Genomic DNA, 17,362 nt, shown 5'->3' on the forward strand with positions numbered 1-17,362 from the left:
ACACCGGATGTTCTTCTACCTTGCGCAGTTTCTTACCTTCTTGGCCATGCCACTTACCCTTGTGATCATTTGTCTGATCCTTGGGATATTATGGAGAAAAAATAAAAAAGGAACGCTATTTGGTGGTATTGGCTTGGTCCTGTTGCTATTTTTCTGCAATACATTTATATCTAACACTGTCATGTATTTATGGGAACCGACGTTCAAGCCTATCGCCCCCCTTCCCACCTACGAATTTGGCATCGTGCTGACAGGAGTGACAAATCTCGACAAAACCGCCTATGACCGCACCTTCTTTAAAAAAGGAGCGGACAGGGTTACTCAAGCTGTTCAGCTCTATAAAATGAACAAGATAAAGAAGATACTGATCACAGGCGGTCAGGGATTGACCCCTACCAATTCCAATACCGAAGCAGCACTACTGGCCGACTTTATGAAAATAGCAGGCGTACCAAAAAAGGACATTATCGTAGAAGACCAGGCCGTTAACACCCGGCAAAACGCCCTTTTTACCGGGCAAAAGCTGACAGCGCTAGAAATTGACCCAAAGTCAACCCATTTATTGATCACCTCCGCTTTCCATATGAAGCGGGCCAAGGCCTGTTTTGACAAGGTGGGAGTGTCTACTGCCACTTTTCCGGTAGATTATTATGCTTCCGACATCAAAGCTGACGTTAAAAGCCTGATCATCCCATCACCAGAAGGACTGGTTATCTGGCACAAGTTGTTTAAAGAATGGATAGGTCTCACTGTTTATAAGCTGGTAGGATATATTTAAAAAAGAAGAAGTAGTAAATTCCCATTTATCCAATTTTCACCAGGTCGCAGATTTGAGACTTGGCATAGCCCTGATAATATCGCTTAGGCTTATCTGTCCCAATAGTTTTCCATCCTTAAGCACAGGAAAACGTCTTATCTTCAATTCCAAAAATCGGTGGGCTGCATCAAAAACCGTTACTTCAGGATCCATGGTAAACACATCCTTGGTCATGTGCTCATGTACACGGCCAGCCATTCTTGGGGTATTATTGTATTTTCCGCGAATGATTTCCTTAAGGCAATCTACCTCGGAGATAATACCTACAAGGTTTTGGTCATCGTCCAATACAGGTGCTCCTGAAATCCTCTTTTGGGTCAATACCTGAATGACATTGTCAATGGTGTCGTCAGGGTGGAATGTGGTGAGGTTAGTGGTCATGTGATCCGACACCAATATAGGTTGGGAAGCGCGCGTACTGGGTTCGGCCAAGCGAACACCTTGAAAACTTTTTACCATAATTATTTCGGGTTTAAATGAGTTATGAGCTGAATAATATACCTAATTAAAAAGAGAATTACAAAATATATTTTAAATACAACGCTAAAAATCGGTATAAACTCACAAAAAAATCAAATAAACCCAATTAATTTCCTCCGTCGCAATTGATACGTAAAAGCTGAATGCCTTGTCCAAACGCCAACCTCTCCGGTGATTCAAACCGAAAGATATCACCGTCTTGAGTCATAGGGCCATACCCTTCCAAGACCAAGTTATCCTTAAATAGGAAAGCCACCTCACGTTTGGAAATTTTTCCTTCTGAGGCAAAACGGTACTCGGCAAACAATGTATCCCCTAACATTTTACCTTCAAAGGATCCCGAATTGATGTCCTTTTCATATAGTTTATATGTAAGCCTGCCCCTAATTTTTCCATCAGCTTTTTGGTCAATCTGGAGACGTACGGTATCCTTTTCATTTAAATAGGCATAGCAAATGTTATCCTTTTCCGGATAGGATTCGGACAGTCCACGTTCATTGTCCAGTATTCTGTCCGAATCCTTCCCATTTCTTTGTCCACAAGCCATCAGCAACAGGAGCAAAATAAGGGAAATGTTAATGTTCTTGTTTATTATCATCATTGTAGGGCATTAGTTATCCAGCACCTGCAAAAACCCTTCCACCTCTTTTTTACTGACGGTCAAAACTTTCCCCTGGTGTTCCGCCACCGCACTTAGGGCCAAGTTTTCATTCCAAAACTTGCTGGAAGAAGCTCTCCACGCTTTACAGCTGGCATGAATTTCCCTCAAATTGCCCGTGGCCGAAAGGGCTTCTACCAATTCAACTTTCATACCTCCCCCCGGCATGACAATGATCCTGTTTCCGGCTTTATGAAGCAATCGCTTGATCATATCAAGCCCTTCAGTGACAGTATTTTTCCCCCCTGAGGTAAGTATCCTCCTAAACCCACATTCTATAACTGCCTCCAGCGACTTTTCGAAGTTTCTACTTGCGTCAAAAGCCCTGTGAAAAGTACACGGCAAACCTCCTGCAGCTTCCACCAGTTGCTCACAGGCACCGATATTGACCTCTCCTTGGGGCGTAAGCACGCCAAAGACAAAACCATCGGCACCATATCCTTTGAGGATTCGGATATCCTCTTTCATCACCTGCAGTTCGTCATTGGTATAGACAAAATCTCCTCCACGTGGCCGGATCATAACGAATACCGGGATATTGACCTTACTTTTGATATGTTTAAGCGTTCCTGCGGAAGGTGTCTCTCCACCTTCCAAGAAATCGGCACAAAGCTCCAACCTGTTGATACCATATTCGGAAGCCTTGATCGCCGCCTCCACGGTAAACACCGGAGCTTCTAGTAGAATCTTTGTCATTTTTTAAAATTTACTTTTTGAGTCAACCAAGGCTTTACCGTCCTGATGATGCATGGCATAATTAAATCCTGGATGTACAGCATATGCGCCATGTTCTCCATCCTTATTGACCGCGAGAAATCCAGCTTGGATGCCATCGATTCCCTTATTTTTGCTGATCAATCTCCTCACGGCTTCTTCACAAGCTTCCTGAGGGCTCCTTCCCTGTCGCATCAGCTCTACGATTAGAAAACTACCACAGATTTTGATAATGGATTCCCCTAGTCCTGTGGCCGTGGCGGCACCTACTTCATTGTCCACATAAAGCCCCGCCCCTATGATCGGACTATCGCCTACCCTTCCGTGCATCTTATACGCCAAGCCGCTGGTGGTACAGGATCCTGCCAAATTACCGTTTTCATCCAGGCCAATCATACCAATGGTATCATGGTTTTCAATATTGATGATCGGCTTATATTCGGACTTGAGTTTCCACTTTTGGTAGGCCTTTTCCGCAGCAGGGCTTAATTTTTCCTCTTCCATGGGAAAGCCTTCCTGTATGGCAAACTGCCTTGCTCCTTCTCCTGCCAGCATCACATGTGGTGTATCCTCCATGACCTTTCTGGCAAGGGAAATCGGGTGCTTCACCTGACGGACAAAACAAACCGATCCGCAGGAACCATCTCCCTTCATGATAGAAGCATCCAAGGTCACAATCCCCTCTCTGTCCGGAAGTCCTTGAAGCCCTACAGAAAGATTCTTCAGGTCGTTTTCGGTCACCATAACACCCTGTTCCACAGCATCCACAATATCTCCTGACTTACCCAATACTTCCCAGGCTTTGTCATTGGCGGGCATACCATGGTTCCAGGTGGAAAGGATAAGTGGTTTATGTTTTTCACCCTTTTTTCTCCCCGTAAAACCACCCATGGATCCAGACATGGAACCTGGTAATATTAGGGCTGAGGACAAAAGGGTATTTTTGAGAAATTTTCTTCTATCTGACATTATAAGTTCATTTTTGGCATTGATTTCTATTCCGAAAAATAATCAATTTTAAAGACAAATAATATTTCCACTCGTCAAATAATCGATTTTTTCAATAAACTAAATCGATAAACACATAAATTTCAATAAAGTAACACAAAAAAAGGGCCTGTCTTATAGTGTCTTTCTTACAGGAGAAAAAATTTCGCCATTACTTTCGTAAGAGATCCCTCCGTAGCCAGTCCGCCAAAGGCGGAACCGATTGACATACTATAAAACAGCCCCTTTTATCGTTCCTTACTACCTTACATTATTTAATCGCCTCTATATAGGCTTGTTCTTTAAAATAGTCCTTAAACTCCAGGTCGGTAGCTGCCCTAAGTTTTAGGTAAGGGCTGCGCTGTACAGCCTTTTTGAGGTTTTCGTAAAGTCGCTCTTCATCGCTGTTCTGGGCGGCGACCAGTGCCAGGCCATAAAAGGCATAACCAAACTCCATATTGCTCAGAGCACTTTCCTCAAAAGCGATGGCCGCTTGGCCGTACTCTTCGGCAAGAAAATAGGCCAATCCATTGTTAAACTTATTGGTGGCCGTTTCAGGAGCTTTGTCCAATCTTAATGTCGCCAATTTATAATCCCCTCTAATGATGTCCAAGGCTCCTCGTTTACCTTCATTGAAACTTAGGAATTCGGGATTGTCCTTTGCCAGGGCATTGGCTTTTGAAATTTCCAGGTACGCTGCCCCATAATCGCCCCACATCAGGTAAGCCTGCCCCATATTGTGCCTTGCCTGTGGGCTCTCATTGATTTCATTGGACATTCTGAAAAGCCTCATGGCCTCATTGACTTTATTATTCTTGTCAGTGATCTTGATCATGCGATGGGCCTGGTTCAGGTATACCACTCCCAGGTTATTATAGGCCAATGCAGAGCCGTGCTTTTTAAGCATGGCCTCATAGATCAGCTGTTTGTCCTTCAGGCCAGGGTTAAATGAGGCAGCCCTTGCCAGTTCGGCTTCCGTAAGCTCATCTCCAGTGGCAGTGCCATTGATGTACATATTGGCCATAGCAGATATCTCGGGATCACTTCTTCGGTCTTGGGCCATCATCACCATGACTTTAGCCAACTGCATTTCCCCGAACTTTTCCTTCGAGAACCTATTATAAGAAGGGATCTCCTTTAATTGCTCCACTTTACTATCATAGCTGTCATCTGCATAGATCGCATCAAAGTATTTGTCCCGCTCTTTCATATCGATTCCTTCGAATGTCCTCAGCAAATGCCTGAACAGCAACCAATCAGGTTCTTTGCGCTGCAATACAATTTCTATATTTTCCACATCACCCTGGTACCCCATTTTTTTAAGTTGCACCTTGACCTGCTGTTCGGCTACCTGTGCTCTGGTGGAAGCCAAGCTGCTGTAGTCACTTTCATCGGGCGAGGCCATTCCCAACACAATGATCTTATGGATTTCTTCCCCTTTATCCACCAGGCTTTTAAGTCCACCGGCAAAAGCTTCATTGGCTGACGACAGGTTGGTCTGGGCGGCGTTTTTAGAAAAATAATAATTTAGTTCATGAGCGGCCATGTTCATAAAATCATCGTCATAGCTCATGAAAGCCCCTACTTCCGGAATATTTTCTCCAGGAGAAAACTGCCCCACCCTAGCCAAATTGACGGTACTGATAATGCCATTTGCCAAGGTCATGTAGGGAGTAGTATATGTTTTACCCGTCTCCACTTCTTCCAGCAATCCCTTGATTCTTAGCTCGCCCCTGTCCATGCCTTCCATATAAGGAAACGACATATTGCGGATAATTTCCACTGCCTGTCCCGGACCAGCAAGATCACGTTCATCAATTTTGATTTCCTCCAGTGGAAGCGCCCCTTCCCCATACTGGTATTCGGGTAACAGCGTATAATTATTTTCTTCCGATACCAGACCTGCCGGTATGGTGGCACGTAATTTGAATCGAACCGAATCGTTATGCAGTACCAAGGGGTCTTTGTCCACCTTTACTATTGGCAATCCAGCCTTGTCAAAAAGTGATTGTGTACTACAAGACACCCAAAACACTGAAAAGCAAACCATTAAAATCTTAAACGAGTATTTCATAAACTGTTTAGGCTTAGAGCGGTTTATTAGAATATTCATTATATTTATATTACTTTTAGACAATATTTAAAATCCTAGATGATGGAAAAACTGAAAATATTCTTCGAAGACAGAGCATTTGGAGTTTGTTCTAAATTGGGTGAAAAACTCAACTTCCCTATTGACGGTATTCGTCTGTTTTTCATCTATACTTCTTTTATCACGCTTGGCTCCCCTATCATTATTTATGTGACCATGGCCATGCTGATGAAAGTGAGAAAGTTTTTCAGAAAGAGTAATAATCCCGTACTTTTCGATTAAAGGTCCCGATATTTTCGCCTGCCCATTATATAATAGGAAAGCACAATGGAAGTAACTTCCTTACTAGCTTTCTGGATAGGCAATTTTAATGCCAAAGCCCCTTGCTTGTCATACCTGTTCTGCATTTTAAAAAAATCACAATATGCTTTTATCACTTGTCCCGCATGCTTTCCTTTTCCGGAAAGTACAAACTGCAAGGCCGCCACAGCATCCAAAAGTACCCTGAACACCATTATTTTGAGAAAACCACCGCTCGTAAGGTTTTTACTGAGCATCAAGAGATTGTTCCGGAAATTCAAATAGGTCTTGAATGGACTGGTCCGGGAAAGCGTACCGCCACCGACATGATAAACCGGCACCTTACCTAAATACCCCAATTTCCAACCCTTTCTGGCCATGCGCCAGCACAGGTCTATTTCTTCCATGTGTGCAAAAAAATCAGCCTCAAAGCCTCCCAAGTCATGATACACATCGGCCCTGACTCCGTAACAGGCTCCTGACACCCAGTCCACCTCCACTTCATCATCATACTGACCATGATCCTTCTCCAAGGTTCCAAACACCCTTCCCCTGCAAAACGGATACCCTAGACGGTCAATATAACCACCTCCTGCACCGGCATAGTCAAAATGGAATTTATCTTGTTGCGACAGGATTTTAGGCTGGACTGCGGAGAAGGCCTCGTGCGATCGGAGCCAATCGACCAGCTGAATATCCCACTTTTCGCTGACTTCTACATCAGAATTCAGTAAGATATAATAGCGATACTGTCCTTTTAGTTGTTCAAGCACCTCATTATACCCCCGACTGAAGCCATGGTTTTCGGATAGACTTATAAGTTTTACGGCCGAAAAATGCGTTTTCATCAATTCCAGGGAACCATCACTGCTGTTATTGTCAGCGACGATTACATCAAAAAAACTATGGGCCAACACACCGGGAAGGAAGCGGCGTAGCATCCCTTCCCCATTATAATTCAGTATGACGACAGCTGCTTCTTTCATGTGTCTATAATTGATTTTTTATGGTCACATGGAAGCTCGCAGGATGTAGAAATATCCCTCTGTGTGTCGCTTTTGTCATACTCAATCTCATCCAAACATGCTTCCCATGTCCATCCCTGGAATATTGGGCATCATCCCTTCAGTGGCTTTTTGCATCTCTTCTTTGATGATTTTATCCATTTTTTCATAGGCCTTATTGGCCGCTGCCACGATCAGGTCCTTAAGCATGTCCTTATCTTCCGGGGTCATCAGGCTCTCATCGATGGCGATGTCCACCATTTGTCTGTGGCCATTGACGATTACCTTCACCATTCCGGCTCCTGCCTCTGCTTCCGCTGTAAGGTGAACCAGCTCGGCCTGTTTCTCTTTGATTTTGGCCTGGGCTTCCTTCACCTTGTTCATGATATTCATAAAATCAAACATACATCTCGCTTTTTTTTGAATTCCAAATATAATTGATTTAAAGCAACAATCCGCTGACCACCGTCAAACGCTGGAACTTTAAAAACCAATTGGGTTAAACTATTATTCCGAGGTAAAAGCCCTTCCGCTCCAAAGGCATTTATCTCTGAAGATCAAATTGGTCAGTGCATAGTCCTTTTTCAAACGATCGATGGCTATGCACTTTTTGTGTCGTCCATCACCTAGCTTGCTTTGATAATACCAATGGCTTCTTCCAAGGTATGCATTTCCTGCTCTCCTGTCTTTAAATTTTTCAGGGCCACCTTGTGCTCGGCTATTTCATTGTCCCCTATCATCATCACATAAGGAATTTGCTTCTTGTCGGCATAGTTAAATTGCTTCTTGACTTTGGCTGCATCTGGATAAATCTCCGCTGACAAACCTGCTTTCCTCAAACTGTTAAGCACTTTCAGCCCGTAATCCCTGCCCTTCTCGTCAAAATAACCGATCATCACTGAGCTGGAATGCATGTCATCTTCCGGGAAAAGTCCGAGCTCATCAAGCACATCATAAATCCTGTCTACTCCAAAAGAAAATCCAACCCCGGATACCCCTTCAAGCCCAAAAACCCCAGTGAGGTTATCGTACCTACCTCCTCCACTTACAGAGCCGATGGAAACATGGTTTACCTTTACCTCAAAAATTGCTCCTGTATAATAGGACAGGCCCCGTGCGAGGACTACGTCAAAATCCACATGTTCCTGGTTTTCGCCAAATTCCGCCAATATGGTAAAGACTTCTTCCAACTCCGAAACTCCTTTAAGCCCTTCTTCACTTTCTGCCAAAAAGTCCTTTAAGTAAGCCAACTTCTCATTGTTATCTCCCTTCAAATCAATTATGGGCGTCAGTTTTTGGATAGATTTCCCTTCAAAGCCCCGCTGTGCCAGTTCTTCTTGTACTTTTTCCCAGCCTATTTTGTCCAGCTTATCGATGGCCACACAGAGCTCTCCTTCCTTGCCTGGTTCTCCGATCACCTCTGATATTCCAGTGAGTATCTTACGGTTGTTGATCTTGATATCATAGTTGTTCAATCCCAATGCCGCAAACACCCTTCTGATCATCAATAGAATTTCCGTTTCACAGATTAGGCTATCGGTCCCGACCACATCGGCATCACATTGGTAAAACTCGCGGTATCTTCCTTTCTGAGGCCTGTCTGCCCGCCAAACCGGTTGGATCTGGTAACGCTTAAACGGAAAGGTAATATCGTTTCTGTTCATCACGACATATCGCGCAAAAGGCACAGTCAGGTCATACCGCAAGCCCTTTTCTGCCACTTTTGGCAAAACATGGGCCGCTCCCTTTCCCAGATCTTCTCCCTTGACTTTTTTCAGGAAATCTCCACTGTTGAGTATTTTAAACAGTAACTGATCTCCTTCATCACCATATTTACCAGTAAGGACCGATAGGTTTTCCATTGACGGTGTCTCTAGCTGCTGATAGCCAAAAAGACGGAAGGTCGCTTTTATAGTGTCCAGGATGTAGTTTCTTCGGACCATTTGTGCTGGACCAAAATCCCGGGTTCCTTTAGGTAAAGAAGGTTTCTGGATGCTCATGAATGCTAAATTTTGCCCAAAGGTAAAAAATATGATCGATTAAGTGAAGGTTTTATCCAATGCCCTAAAATTTAACTGAAATTAGGTGACATCACCGATGTGCCTAACATTAGACCACAGCATTTACAGAACAGGCACGATTTGCGGGGTATGGTTTCAATGCAACCACGGATGGTACCAAGCTCAAAGATTCTACGGTCAATCAAACGGAACCTCCTCCCATAGCCGATCTCGCCCCGCTCCAGGTGGTCCACCTTTTTGAAGCTATAATGTAAAACGCCCAACTTTTCCGCTTGATCCCCTGGGCAAACGGATTTAAAAGACTCAGTCCCTTTGGGATTGGTAAATCTAGCCGTGTTTTCATCGTCCAAGGATCAATCCTTGGACGATGAATGGTTAAGCCCCACCCAACCCCTGTTAATGAACCCTATTATTAGAAAGACCGCTTTTAGCCATTGAGGCTGAAAGTCTTTCTGACATTAACCCGAGGCAAGACCTTGGGGCATAAGCCAAAACCACTCCTCTAACGCAGGCTGAAAGCCCATCTCAGTTCTTCCATTTAGCCAAACAATATGCACGGGAGTACTTATAACCGTTAAGATGTTTAGCTGGCCTTACAGGCCGCGGGTAGTCCCTCCATCACCTATAAGCCCAATGCGTTTCATTGGGCTGGATTAAGCCCCTTTTCAGGGGAGGGTTTTAAAATTATTTCCCTGATCCCTTTCGGTAAGTTGATATATTCCTAAAACCGCCTAAAGGGTTAATATGCATAATCAATGGTCAGCTGTCCAACCCTTGAGGATCAGACATTCAGGCCTGCCATTCATAGAGCCATTGATTTTGCTATTGCCTGGTAAATGCGTTTGGCCTGGCTTGATCCCCAAAAACCGGATCACGCCATATTTCTGGTGGAGGGCTAAGGTTTCCATTCATTTTGGTATATCGCTACGAAATCGCCAAAACACGAAGTGTTTTGAAGGCTGATTCCAAATTTCATGGAAAACAAACAGCTTTGGGGCTAAGAGCTTTGTGGTTTACCGTATCTTATTCGTTACCAAGCTATCCCACCTAACGGCGGGGCAGACCAATTGGCGTTGATATACCACTTAATAGAAAAGAACCAACGCTCAATGCCGCCCGTACTTTAAGAAGTGTTCAGCTAAAAACTCACTGCTCGCGGTTCCGCAGCACAGCTGCCGGAACAACAGGTGGCCTGCTTTTTTTTGCCACGAAGGCTAGAGTCACACAGTAGATTTGTTGGGAAGTGTCGTGCAGTCCGCACCTTTGTTTCCCAAAAAAACTTAGTGCCTTGGTGACTTTGTGGCAAAAAACAAAAAAGAAAGCATATTAAAATAAAGGGATTCATGCCCCCAGTTTTTCTGCTTGCCCCATAAACCTCCCCAAAACACCAGTCCCGCATAAAACAAAAGGACCATGGCACTTGAGCCATGGTCCTTTCGATTACTTTTAGGAGTTATTGCATGTAAATTTTCATCAAATTCCAATTTGTTTTAATTCCCACAAAAATTATAACAATAATGCACTCCGGATTCCTTCTGCTAGCTTTCTACCTATAGAATGGTCCGTAGGTTCTGATGACTCCGTTTCAATGGAGGTCACCGCTGTTTTTCGCCTGATGATTTCCCATACATTGTCCTTTGCCTCTCTTTCACTCCCTGCTTCTGTATGGATTTGAAACTCTACATCATTAATCTCAATTTTTATCAGATATTTCATAACTACATTTATTTAAGCAGTTTAAAACTAAACAATCTATACTACCATTACACTTTCGTGTCACCCGCCATATCACGGCTCATATTATTATTAAAAATCAGTAAAAAGCATTTCAAATTAAATTATATGCATTTCGTAAATATAATCAAATTACTTTAAATGCAAATACTTTTCATACAAACTGTATCTCCCAACCCTGTAATTATACGTAAACATGCTACGCTTTGGATTTCGCTGGTTACTTGCACAGTTCCCAAAAATGATACCAAACACTTACCTACTATAGATAAAAAACACCTAATCGTGCATTTATGTTCAATAATAAACACCTATAACAGTCTAGCATCCCATCATCCATGGTTCAAACAAACGTTTTTTTGGCACTAAATCCCTATATGAATTTAGCCGCAACACGTAAGGAAACAGTGCTTGTCATAGGTAAAACCCACCTATCTGGTAAATTATTTTAATAGGTGTGTTGCGATTATTCAGGTTTAATCTCCATTAAAAAAACAGGGTTCAGGACTAGAGCAAGGGAACCGCCTTTCTTTTACATTATTGGCCTTTTGAAAGGCCTGGGCCATATTCAAAACACAAACATTGCATCAAGTAATACACGTTATTTGTGGGCATATCACGATGTTAATAGCCCCAATAGTTAGCCCTAAAGATAATTTTAAAAAATAGACAATATAAACTTTATACAGGCTTACACATTATACGAAATTTTATTCGTACTTTTGCAACTTAATTAATCCTTATCATGCAGAATATTCGTAACATCGCGATTATCGCACACGTTGACCACGGCAAGACTACCTTGGTAGACAAAATCATTCACGCTTCCAAAATTTTCCGTGAAAATCAGCAATTTGAAGACCTGATCCTAGACAACAACGACCTGGAACGGGAAAGGGGCATTACGATCCTTTCCAAAAACGTGTCGGTAAGATATAAAGATATTAAAATCAACATCATCGATACGCCTGGTCACGCCGATTTTGGCGGGGAAGTAGAAAGGGTATTGAAAATGGCCGATGGTGTCTTGCTCCTGGTGGATGCCTTCGAAGGCCCTATGCCACAGACACGTTTCGTATTGAGCAAAGCCCTGGCACTTGGACTCACCCCGATCGTGGTGATCAACAAGGTGGACAAACCAAACTGTCGTCCTGATGAAGTGCACGAGGCGGTATTTGACCTGATGTTTAACCTTGACGCGACAGAGGAGCAGCTGGACTTTGTGACCATGTACGGTTCTGCCAAAAACAACTGGATGGGCCCTGACTGGAAAAACGAGACAGACTCTATCCTTCCGCTTTTGGACACTATCATCGAGCACATTCCTGCTCCACAAATCCAAGAGGGCAGCACCCAAATGCAAATCACTTCCTTGGACTTTTCCAATTTCGTGGGAAGGATTGCCATAGGTCGTTTGAAGCGTGGGACCTTGAAAGAGAACACCCAGATCGCCCTTTGCAAAGCAGATGGATCAATCAAGAAAATGCGTATCAAAGAACTTCATGTATTTGAAGGACTTGGTAAAAATAAAGTGGAAGAAGTCCAGGCGGGTGATATCTGTGCGGTGACCGGTATCGAGGGATTTGAAATTGGTGATACCATTGCCGATGCCGAAAACCCTGAACCGCTTCCAAGAATTGCGATCGATGAGCCTACTATGAACATGCTCTTCACGATCAACAACTCCCCTTTCTTCGGCAAGGAAGGTAAATTCGTTACTTCCCGACACCTGAGGGATCGTCTCTTCAAGGAAATGGAAAAGAACCTGGCACTGCGCGTAGAACCTACAGATAGCGAGGAAAAATTCTTGGTTTATGGCCGAGGTATCCTGCACTTGTCTGTATTGATCGAAACCATGAGACGTGAAGGCTACGAACTTCAGGTAGGTCAGCCCCAGGTAATCTATAAGGATATCGATGGCGTCAAAAATGAACCGATCGAATCCCTTGTAGTGGATGTACCCGAAGAAACTGCCGGAAAAGTAATCGAACTGGCTACGCAGCGAAAAGGTGAGCTGCAAGTGATGGAACCACGTGGAGATCTCCAACACCTGGAGTTCCGTATTCCTTCACGAGGTTTGATCGGCCTAAGAAACAACGTACTCACCGCTACGCAAGGTGAAGCGATCATGAACCACCGATATATGGACTATGAGCCGTTCAAGGGTACTATTCCAGGCCGGATCAACGGTTCGCTGATTTCTATGGAGTCCGGGCCAACTACAGGTTATGCCATTGACAAGCTTCAGGACCGAGGAACCTTCTTTGTGGATCCAGGAGAAGAAATTTATGGAGGCCAGGTAATCGGCGAACACTCCAGGGACAATGACATCGTGGTAAACGTCCAAAAGGGCAAGAAGCTCACCAACATGCGTGCTTCTGGCTCTGATGATAACACCAAGATCGCCCCGGCAAAGAAATTCTCGCTGGAAGAAGCCATGGAATACATCCAAAAAGATGAATACCTGGAAATCACTCCTAAGAGCATGAGGATGCGTAAAATCTACCTCGACGAAGGTGAAAGAACCAGAATGGCCAAAAAAGACGCCTAATAACCTTATGGTTTGAAAAATAACGAAAACTCCCTTAAAGAAATTTAAGGGAGTTTTTTTTTCAAAATACAATCACAGCAGGCTTATAGGTATAAATGGGGGGCTATATGATTTACTATCGGTAAACTGAGCGCTAGCGAGCTATGGAGATCGAAGCATCGCGTGGACGGATGAATTTGGGTGCCCATGCTCCTGATGCAGTCGATAATGATATATGTTTTCCTTGCCCATGGTCAGTACCTACGGCACTGTCAGGATGCTGTATTCAATTGGTTTGCGCCACAGTTATCCCTCATATCTATATGGCCCGAGGTATACGCTAATCGAAAAACTGCCAAATCATAAGAATCCACCCGATGATCCCTTACATAAGTTCCTTTTGCTGCAAAGTCCCCTGCTACAGAAGACCAAGCTCTCTCGAAAGTGCCTTCCTTATAAAATACATAGTACTCTTCCCTTTGGAGCTCATACCCTTCCTTTGAAGCACCTGTCATGGGAGAAACGGACTTTGACAGCTCCCATTTCCCATAAATATCCACATCTGGGTCAATAGCAGGTGAAAGGTCACCACAACCGATCAGAAAAGCATCCCATCAAAATTAAAAACCGTCTCATGTTTTTACAGATATTTCATATAAATCATTGCCTTTCATAATACAGCCAAGGCCCATCACAGGGAGCCCAGCTGATATTGGCCAATTGTCCCTCCAGGGAAATGTGCAAAGCTTCCTTCTCCACATCCTGGCTTGAACAATTATAGGCCATTCCATCTCCACCGGTAAAGGTCAGCACCACAACGCCCACATATTTGTCTTGCATTTCCTCCCCTATTTCTTCGATCACGTAGGTGCCGGTGGCTTCTGAATGAATATCCTTGCTATCTACGGTTTTGGTAAAGGTACCTTCATTGGTAAAAGTATAGATTTCTTTCCGGGTCATCTCCTCAGGTTCAGGGGCATCTTCAGGTATAAAACTCCCTTCAGCCTTCACCAACTCCCAATCTCCTGCCACAAATGATTCACTGGCGCAAATAATAATTTCCGGTTCCGGGTCAGTCTCTGTACATGCGCCCAAAACAAATAAAAACATAAATGAGGTAAAGAATGGTTTTTTCATAACAATTAAGTGGTTTTACCCCCTATACGCAAATTACCAATGTTATGTCTCAAAAGAAACCAATTAAAAAGAAATAAAAGAATTGAACATCTCTTGGTTTATTATATATAGTGTCACAACTATAATTTCACAAAACTACTTCCTAGCCGATCACAAATTCATTCAAAAATAACATAAGAAGGACAAAAGAGGCCACCACTTAGGATCACATCACACGATGCTTCACCCTATTTAGTGACAGCCTCTTCAGTCATCTTTTAAAACTGCACCTTACTCTCCCTGCGCCAGCGAAAATCCTCTTTCACCATCAAATGTGTACAGGTTCTCGGTTTTGATAAAGTCAAAGCCTAAATCCTCCACCTGCTTCAGTACTTCCAATATCTGGCTATGGGTAATGACCGACTGGTCGGCATTAAAGAACCTTACCCTCCAGTGGTCAGAGCAGAATGTTTCCTTCATACCATCTGGGTATACTTTCACCCCACGGTTGGTAATCAGTTGCATTTTCAGTCCACCGGCATCCACTGCTCGCAGCTTGTCACCAATGATATTGGCATCACGTCCATTTTCCTTCCAGTCGATAAACACATCCAAGCCGATCAGCTCTTTCTTGCATGGTTTTCTTTCAGCCAGCTTGATTGCGCCCATATTGTCATCAGCACCGTCTCCTTTTTTAAATTCAGCAGGAACCATTTTTTCAGGCTTTTGGCCAAGGCGCTCGATCACGGCTTGGGCAAATTCCTTTGTCCCTACCAATTGGGAAGAGACACCTTCTTGGTAGATATCACCGGTATGGATACCATCTTCCAAGGTCTTCATCCAGGCATTGCTGACTTTTTCTGCCACTTCTGGCTGGCCGATATGTACCAGCATCATGATGGCACCATTCAGCAGCCCCGATGGATTGGCGATGTTTTGTCCTGCAATATCAGGGGCAGAACCGTGGATCGCCTCAAACATCGCCACGTCTTCCCCTACATTGGAAGAACCGCCAAGTCCTACAGAACCCGTGATCTGAGCCGCCACATCGGAGATGATATCGCCATAGAGGTTTAGCGTCACGATCACATCAAACATTTCGGGCTTATCTGCGATCAATGCCGTTCCGATGTCGATGATCTTATGATCTGCTTCAATATCCGGATACTCCTTGGCTACTTCGTTAAATACTTTATGGAACAGACCATCGGCCAACTTCATGATGTTGTCCTTGGTCATACAGGTTACCTTCTTTCTGTTGTATTTTTTGGCATATTCAAAAGCATAGCGGATGATTTTTTCAGAACCAGGTCTGGAAATAAGCTTCAGGCACTGGTATACATCATCGGTCTGCCTGTGTTCGATGCCGGCATACAGGTCTTCCTCATTTTCCCGAACGATCACCATGTCCGTTTTCGGAAAGTGGGTCCTGATATATGGCGAATAGGCTTTACATGGCCTTACATTGGCATACAATCCCAGCGTCTTTCTCGTGGTTACGTTAAGGCTTTTGAAGCCTCCACCCTGAGGTGTGGTAATGGGAGACTTTAAAAATATCTTTGTTTCTCTAAGCGAATCCCAAGCTTTTGGTTCGATTCCCGAGCTGATGCCTTTCAGATAGACCTGCTCGCCTATTTCAATGACTTCAGGTTCTATTTGTGCGCCTGCAGCTTCCAAAATCTCCAGGGTGGCTTTCATGATTTCCGGGCCGATACCATCACCGTAGGCTACGGTTATTTTTCTTTTGGATGACATAAAGTATTTTATTAAAGATGTTAACTTTCAAAATATGGTACAAAAATATAAAATTTTGTGGGAGATGACTGCTATCCAAGCCACTATTTGTTATGTGGACAGTGGGAAGGTCAAAAGTAGCCAGGGCCTAAAATGAATGGCCTGGTTTCCCGCCTGGCTATCTATTGAATATCTGTCGAACACCTTACAGGACCGACTGATCCCGCTCCACCTCCAGCATATTTTCTACCCCCAAAAAACGGACAATTAAATCCAACAGGGTCACTATCAGAGATAAACTACCCGTAGCATTCATTTTTACAAGGTTTACTTTGTGTTTGCTACGGCACCTCGTATATTTGAACTCAAACATAGGTTTTAGAGCATGGCTGAATCTACCAATATCCTTTCTGAAAACAAAGACGGTATTCTCTACCTCACCGTTAACCGGGAATCCAAACTCAACGCAATCAATTTTGACACCCTTGAAGAGCTGAAAAACATCTTCAATGAAGTAAGCGACAACAAGTCGATCAGGGGGGTGATTTTGACAGGATCCGGGGAAAAGGCCTTTGTGGCTGGTGCGGATATCAGTGAAATTGCTGAGCTGAATGAGCTGAATGCCCGTAAGTTTTCCGAGAATGGACAGGAAGTCTTCAGCCTGATCGAATCCTGTCACAAACCGGTAATTGCCGTGATCAACGGATTTGCCCTCGGCGGGGGCTGCGAACTTTCCATGGCCTGCCATATGCGAATTGCCACCAGCAATGCTAAATTTGGACAGCCTGAAGTTAACTTGGGCATTATCCCGGGATATGGAGGCACCCAGCGACTGACCTTTTTGGTAGGGCGAACGAAGGCCAATGAGCTACTGATGACCGGTGACATGATCGATGCACAAGAAGCCAAGTCCCTCGGTTTGGTAAACTATGTGACCGACACCAAGGCCGAGGCAATCCAAAAAGCAGAAGAAATCCTGCAAAAGATCATGACCAAGGCACCACTGTCCATAGGAATGATCATTGATTGCATAAATGCCGTCTACAGCAATGACGAAAACGGTTATCTCATTGAGGCCAACAGTTTTGCCCGGTGCGTAAAATCCGATGATTATTCCGAAGGAACCTCTGCCTTTTTAGAAAAACGAAAACCCAATTTTAAAGGGGAATAGGCCC

Annotated in this window: 17 protein-coding genes; 4 read left to right on the forward strand and 13 right to left on the reverse strand. The window is 43.9% G+C overall.

Annotation, left to right across the window (positions count from 1 at the left end):
* Positions 1 to 7: 7 nt before the first annotated feature.
* Positions 8 to 778, forward strand: coding sequence for a YdcF family protein (locus FKX85_RS18995; protein ID WP_141616233.1), 771 nt, complete (start codon positions 8 to 10; stop codon positions 776 to 778).
* Between the two features lie 36 nt (positions 779 to 814).
* Here FKX85_RS18995 and FKX85_RS19000 read toward each other — a convergent pair whose 3' ends face one another.
* The 5 genes from FKX85_RS19000 to FKX85_RS19020 all read right to left on the reverse strand — a co-directional run bounded on the left by FKX85_RS19000 (position 815) and on the right by FKX85_RS19020 (position 5,730).
* Positions 815 to 1,276 carry a CBS domain-containing protein gene (locus tag FKX85_RS19000; protein ID WP_141616234.1) on the reverse strand — a complete coding sequence of 154 codons (462 nt, stop codon included), beginning with the start codon at positions 1,274 to 1,276 and terminating at the stop codon, positions 815 to 817.
* 127 nt (positions 1,277 to 1,403) lie between these two features.
* A complete protein-coding gene (locus FKX85_RS19005) occupies positions 1,404 to 1,898 on the reverse strand; it encodes a hypothetical protein (RefSeq protein ID WP_141616235.1) in 495 nt (164 codons plus the stop codon).
* 9 nt (positions 1,899 to 1,907) lie between these two features.
* Positions 1,908 to 2,651 carry a copper homeostasis protein CutC gene (locus FKX85_RS19010; protein ID WP_141616236.1) on the reverse strand — a complete coding sequence of 248 codons (744 nt, stop codon included), beginning with the start codon at positions 2,649 to 2,651 and terminating at the stop codon, positions 1,908 to 1,910.
* A 3-nt stretch (positions 2,652 to 2,654) separates the two neighbouring features.
* Complete coding sequence (locus FKX85_RS19015; RefSeq protein ID WP_141616237.1) at positions 2,655 to 3,638, reverse strand: isoaspartyl peptidase/L-asparaginase family protein; 984 nt, start codon at positions 3,636 to 3,638, stop codon at positions 2,655 to 2,657.
* Positions 3,639 to 3,927: 289 nt separating this feature from the next.
* Positions 3,928 to 5,730: a tetratricopeptide repeat protein gene (locus FKX85_RS19020; protein ID WP_229239684.1), complete on the reverse strand. Its 1,803-nt coding sequence runs from the start codon at positions 5,728 to 5,730 to the stop codon at positions 3,928 to 3,930.
* An 81-nt stretch (positions 5,731 to 5,811) separates the two neighbouring features.
* On the opposite strand from FKX85_RS19020, the gene FKX85_RS19025 reads away from it, so the two are divergent.
* Positions 5,812 to 6,030, forward strand: coding sequence for a PspC domain-containing protein (locus tag FKX85_RS19025; RefSeq protein ID WP_015267800.1), 219 nt, complete (start codon positions 5,812 to 5,814; stop codon positions 6,028 to 6,030).
* Here FKX85_RS19025 and FKX85_RS19030 read toward each other — a convergent pair.
* The 5 genes from FKX85_RS19030 to FKX85_RS19045 all read right to left on the reverse strand — a co-directional run bounded on the left by FKX85_RS19030 (position 6,027) and on the right by FKX85_RS19045 (position 10,789).
* Positions 6,027 to 7,034, reverse strand: a complete 1,008-nt coding sequence (locus tag FKX85_RS19030; protein WP_141616239.1) for a glycosyltransferase family 2 protein — start codon at positions 7,032 to 7,034, stop codon at positions 6,027 to 6,029. The genes FKX85_RS19025 and FKX85_RS19030 overlap by 4 nt on opposite strands.
* Before the next feature lie 87 nt (positions 7,035 to 7,121).
* Entirely contained in the window at positions 7,122 to 7,457 is a 336-nt protein-coding gene (locus FKX85_RS19035; protein ID WP_141616240.1) for a YbaB/EbfC family nucleoid-associated protein, read from the reverse strand.
* Positions 7,458 to 7,678: 221 nt separating this feature from the next.
* Positions 7,679 to 9,052, reverse strand: a complete 1,374-nt coding sequence (gene hisS / locus FKX85_RS19040) for a histidine--tRNA ligase (RefSeq protein WP_141616241.1) — start codon at positions 9,050 to 9,052, stop codon at positions 7,679 to 7,681.
* Between the two features lie 773 nt (positions 9,053 to 9,825).
* Positions 9,826 to 9,981 carry a hypothetical protein gene (locus tag FKX85_RS21525; protein ID WP_168196293.1) on the reverse strand — a complete coding sequence of 52 codons (156 nt, stop codon included), beginning with the start codon at positions 9,979 to 9,981 and terminating at the stop codon, positions 9,826 to 9,828.
* 598 nt (positions 9,982 to 10,579) lie between these two features.
* Positions 10,580 to 10,789 carry a hypothetical protein gene (locus FKX85_RS19045; RefSeq protein WP_141616242.1) on the reverse strand — a complete coding sequence of 70 codons (210 nt, stop codon included), beginning with the start codon at positions 10,787 to 10,789 and terminating at the stop codon, positions 10,580 to 10,582.
* A 763-nt stretch (positions 10,790 to 11,552) separates the two neighbouring features.
* Between FKX85_RS19045 and typA the strand changes: the two genes are divergently transcribed.
* Entirely contained in the window at positions 11,553 to 13,358 is a 1,806-nt protein-coding gene (typA, locus tag FKX85_RS19050) for a translational GTPase TypA (RefSeq protein ID WP_141616243.1), read from the forward strand.
* 251 nt (positions 13,359 to 13,609) lie between these two features.
* Here the strand turns inward: typA and FKX85_RS19055 are convergent, their stop codons facing one another.
* The 3 genes from FKX85_RS19055 to FKX85_RS19065 all read right to left on the reverse strand — a co-directional run bounded on the left by FKX85_RS19055 (position 13,610) and on the right by FKX85_RS19065 (position 16,208).
* Positions 13,610 to 13,852: a hypothetical protein gene (locus tag FKX85_RS19055; protein WP_141616244.1), complete on the reverse strand. Its 243-nt coding sequence runs from the start codon at positions 13,850 to 13,852 to the stop codon at positions 13,610 to 13,612.
* Positions 13,853 to 13,997: 145 nt separating this feature from the next.
* Entirely contained in the window at positions 13,998 to 14,474 is a 477-nt protein-coding gene (locus tag FKX85_RS19060; protein WP_141616245.1) for a hypothetical protein, read from the reverse strand.
* A 270-nt stretch (positions 14,475 to 14,744) separates the two neighbouring features.
* Entirely contained in the window at positions 14,745 to 16,208 is a 1,464-nt protein-coding gene (locus FKX85_RS19065) for an NADP-dependent isocitrate dehydrogenase (RefSeq protein WP_141616246.1), read from the reverse strand.
* A 364-nt stretch (positions 16,209 to 16,572) separates the two neighbouring features.
* On the opposite strand from FKX85_RS19065, the gene FKX85_RS19070 reads away from it, so the two are divergent.
* Positions 16,573 to 17,358, forward strand: a complete 786-nt coding sequence (locus tag FKX85_RS19070; protein WP_141616247.1) for an enoyl-CoA hydratase/isomerase family protein — start codon at positions 16,573 to 16,575, stop codon at positions 17,356 to 17,358.
* The last annotated feature ends 4 nt before the right edge of the window (positions 17,359 to 17,362 follow it).

Origin of the sequence: Echinicola soli, from assembly GCF_006575665.1 — a bacterium.
GTDB classification, from domain to species: Bacteria; Bacteroidota; Bacteroidia; order Cytophagales; family Cyclobacteriaceae; genus Echinicola; species Echinicola soli.

Bases quoted from the DNA above. Each gene is read 5' to 3' on its own strand.
- FKX85_RS18995 (WP_141616233.1), top strand. From the start codon at position 8: ATGTTCTTCTACCTTGCGCAGTTTCTTACCTTCTTGGCCATGCCACTT.
- FKX85_RS19000 (WP_141616234.1), bottom strand. From the start codon at position 1,276: ATGGTAAAAAGTTTTCAAGGTGTTCGCTTGGCCGAACCCAGTACGCGC.
- FKX85_RS19005 (WP_141616235.1), bottom strand. From the start codon at position 1,898: ATGATGATAATAAACAAGAACATTAACATTTCCCTTATTTTGCTCCTG.
- FKX85_RS19010 (WP_141616236.1), bottom strand. From the start codon at position 2,651: ATGACAAAGATTCTACTAGAAGCTCCGGTGTTTACCGTGGAGGCGGCG.
- FKX85_RS19015 (WP_141616237.1), bottom strand. From the start codon at position 3,638: ATGTCAGATAGAAGAAAATTTCTCAAAAATACCCTTTTGTCCTCAGCC.
- FKX85_RS19020 (WP_229239684.1), bottom strand. From the start codon at position 5,730: ATGAAATACTCGTTTAAGATTTTAATGGTTTGCTTTTCAGTGTTTTGG.
- FKX85_RS19025 (WP_015267800.1), top strand. From the start codon at position 5,812: ATGGAAAAACTGAAAATATTCTTCGAAGACAGAGCATTTGGAGTTTGT.
- FKX85_RS19030 (WP_141616239.1), bottom strand. From the start codon at position 7,034: ATGAAAGAAGCAGCTGTCGTCATACTGAATTATAATGGGGAAGGGATG.
- FKX85_RS19035 (WP_141616240.1), bottom strand. From the start codon at position 7,457: ATGTTTGATTTTATGAATATCATGAACAAGGTGAAGGAAGCCCAGGCC.
- hisS (WP_141616241.1), bottom strand. From the start codon at position 9,052: ATGAGCATCCAGAAACCTTCTTTACCTAAAGGAACCCGGGATTTTGGT.
- FKX85_RS21525 (WP_168196293.1), bottom strand. From the start codon at position 9,981: ATGGAAACCTTAGCCCTCCACCAGAAATATGGCGTGATCCGGTTTTTG.
- FKX85_RS19045 (WP_141616242.1), bottom strand. From the start codon at position 10,789: ATGAAATATCTGATAAAAATTGAGATTAATGATGTAGAGTTTCAAATC.
- typA (WP_141616243.1), top strand. From the start codon at position 11,553: ATGCAGAATATTCGTAACATCGCGATTATCGCACACGTTGACCACGGC.
- FKX85_RS19055 (WP_141616244.1), bottom strand. From the start codon at position 13,852: ATGACAGGTGCTTCAAAGGAAGGGTATGAGCTCCAAAGGGAAGAGTAC.
- FKX85_RS19060 (WP_141616245.1), bottom strand. From the start codon at position 14,474: ATGAAAAAACCATTCTTTACCTCATTTATGTTTTTATTTGTTTTGGGC.
- FKX85_RS19065 (WP_141616246.1), bottom strand. From the start codon at position 16,208: ATGTCATCCAAAAGAAAAATAACCGTAGCCTACGGTGATGGTATCGGC.
- FKX85_RS19070 (WP_141616247.1), top strand. From the start codon at position 16,573: ATGGCTGAATCTACCAATATCCTTTCTGAAAACAAAGACGGTATTCTC.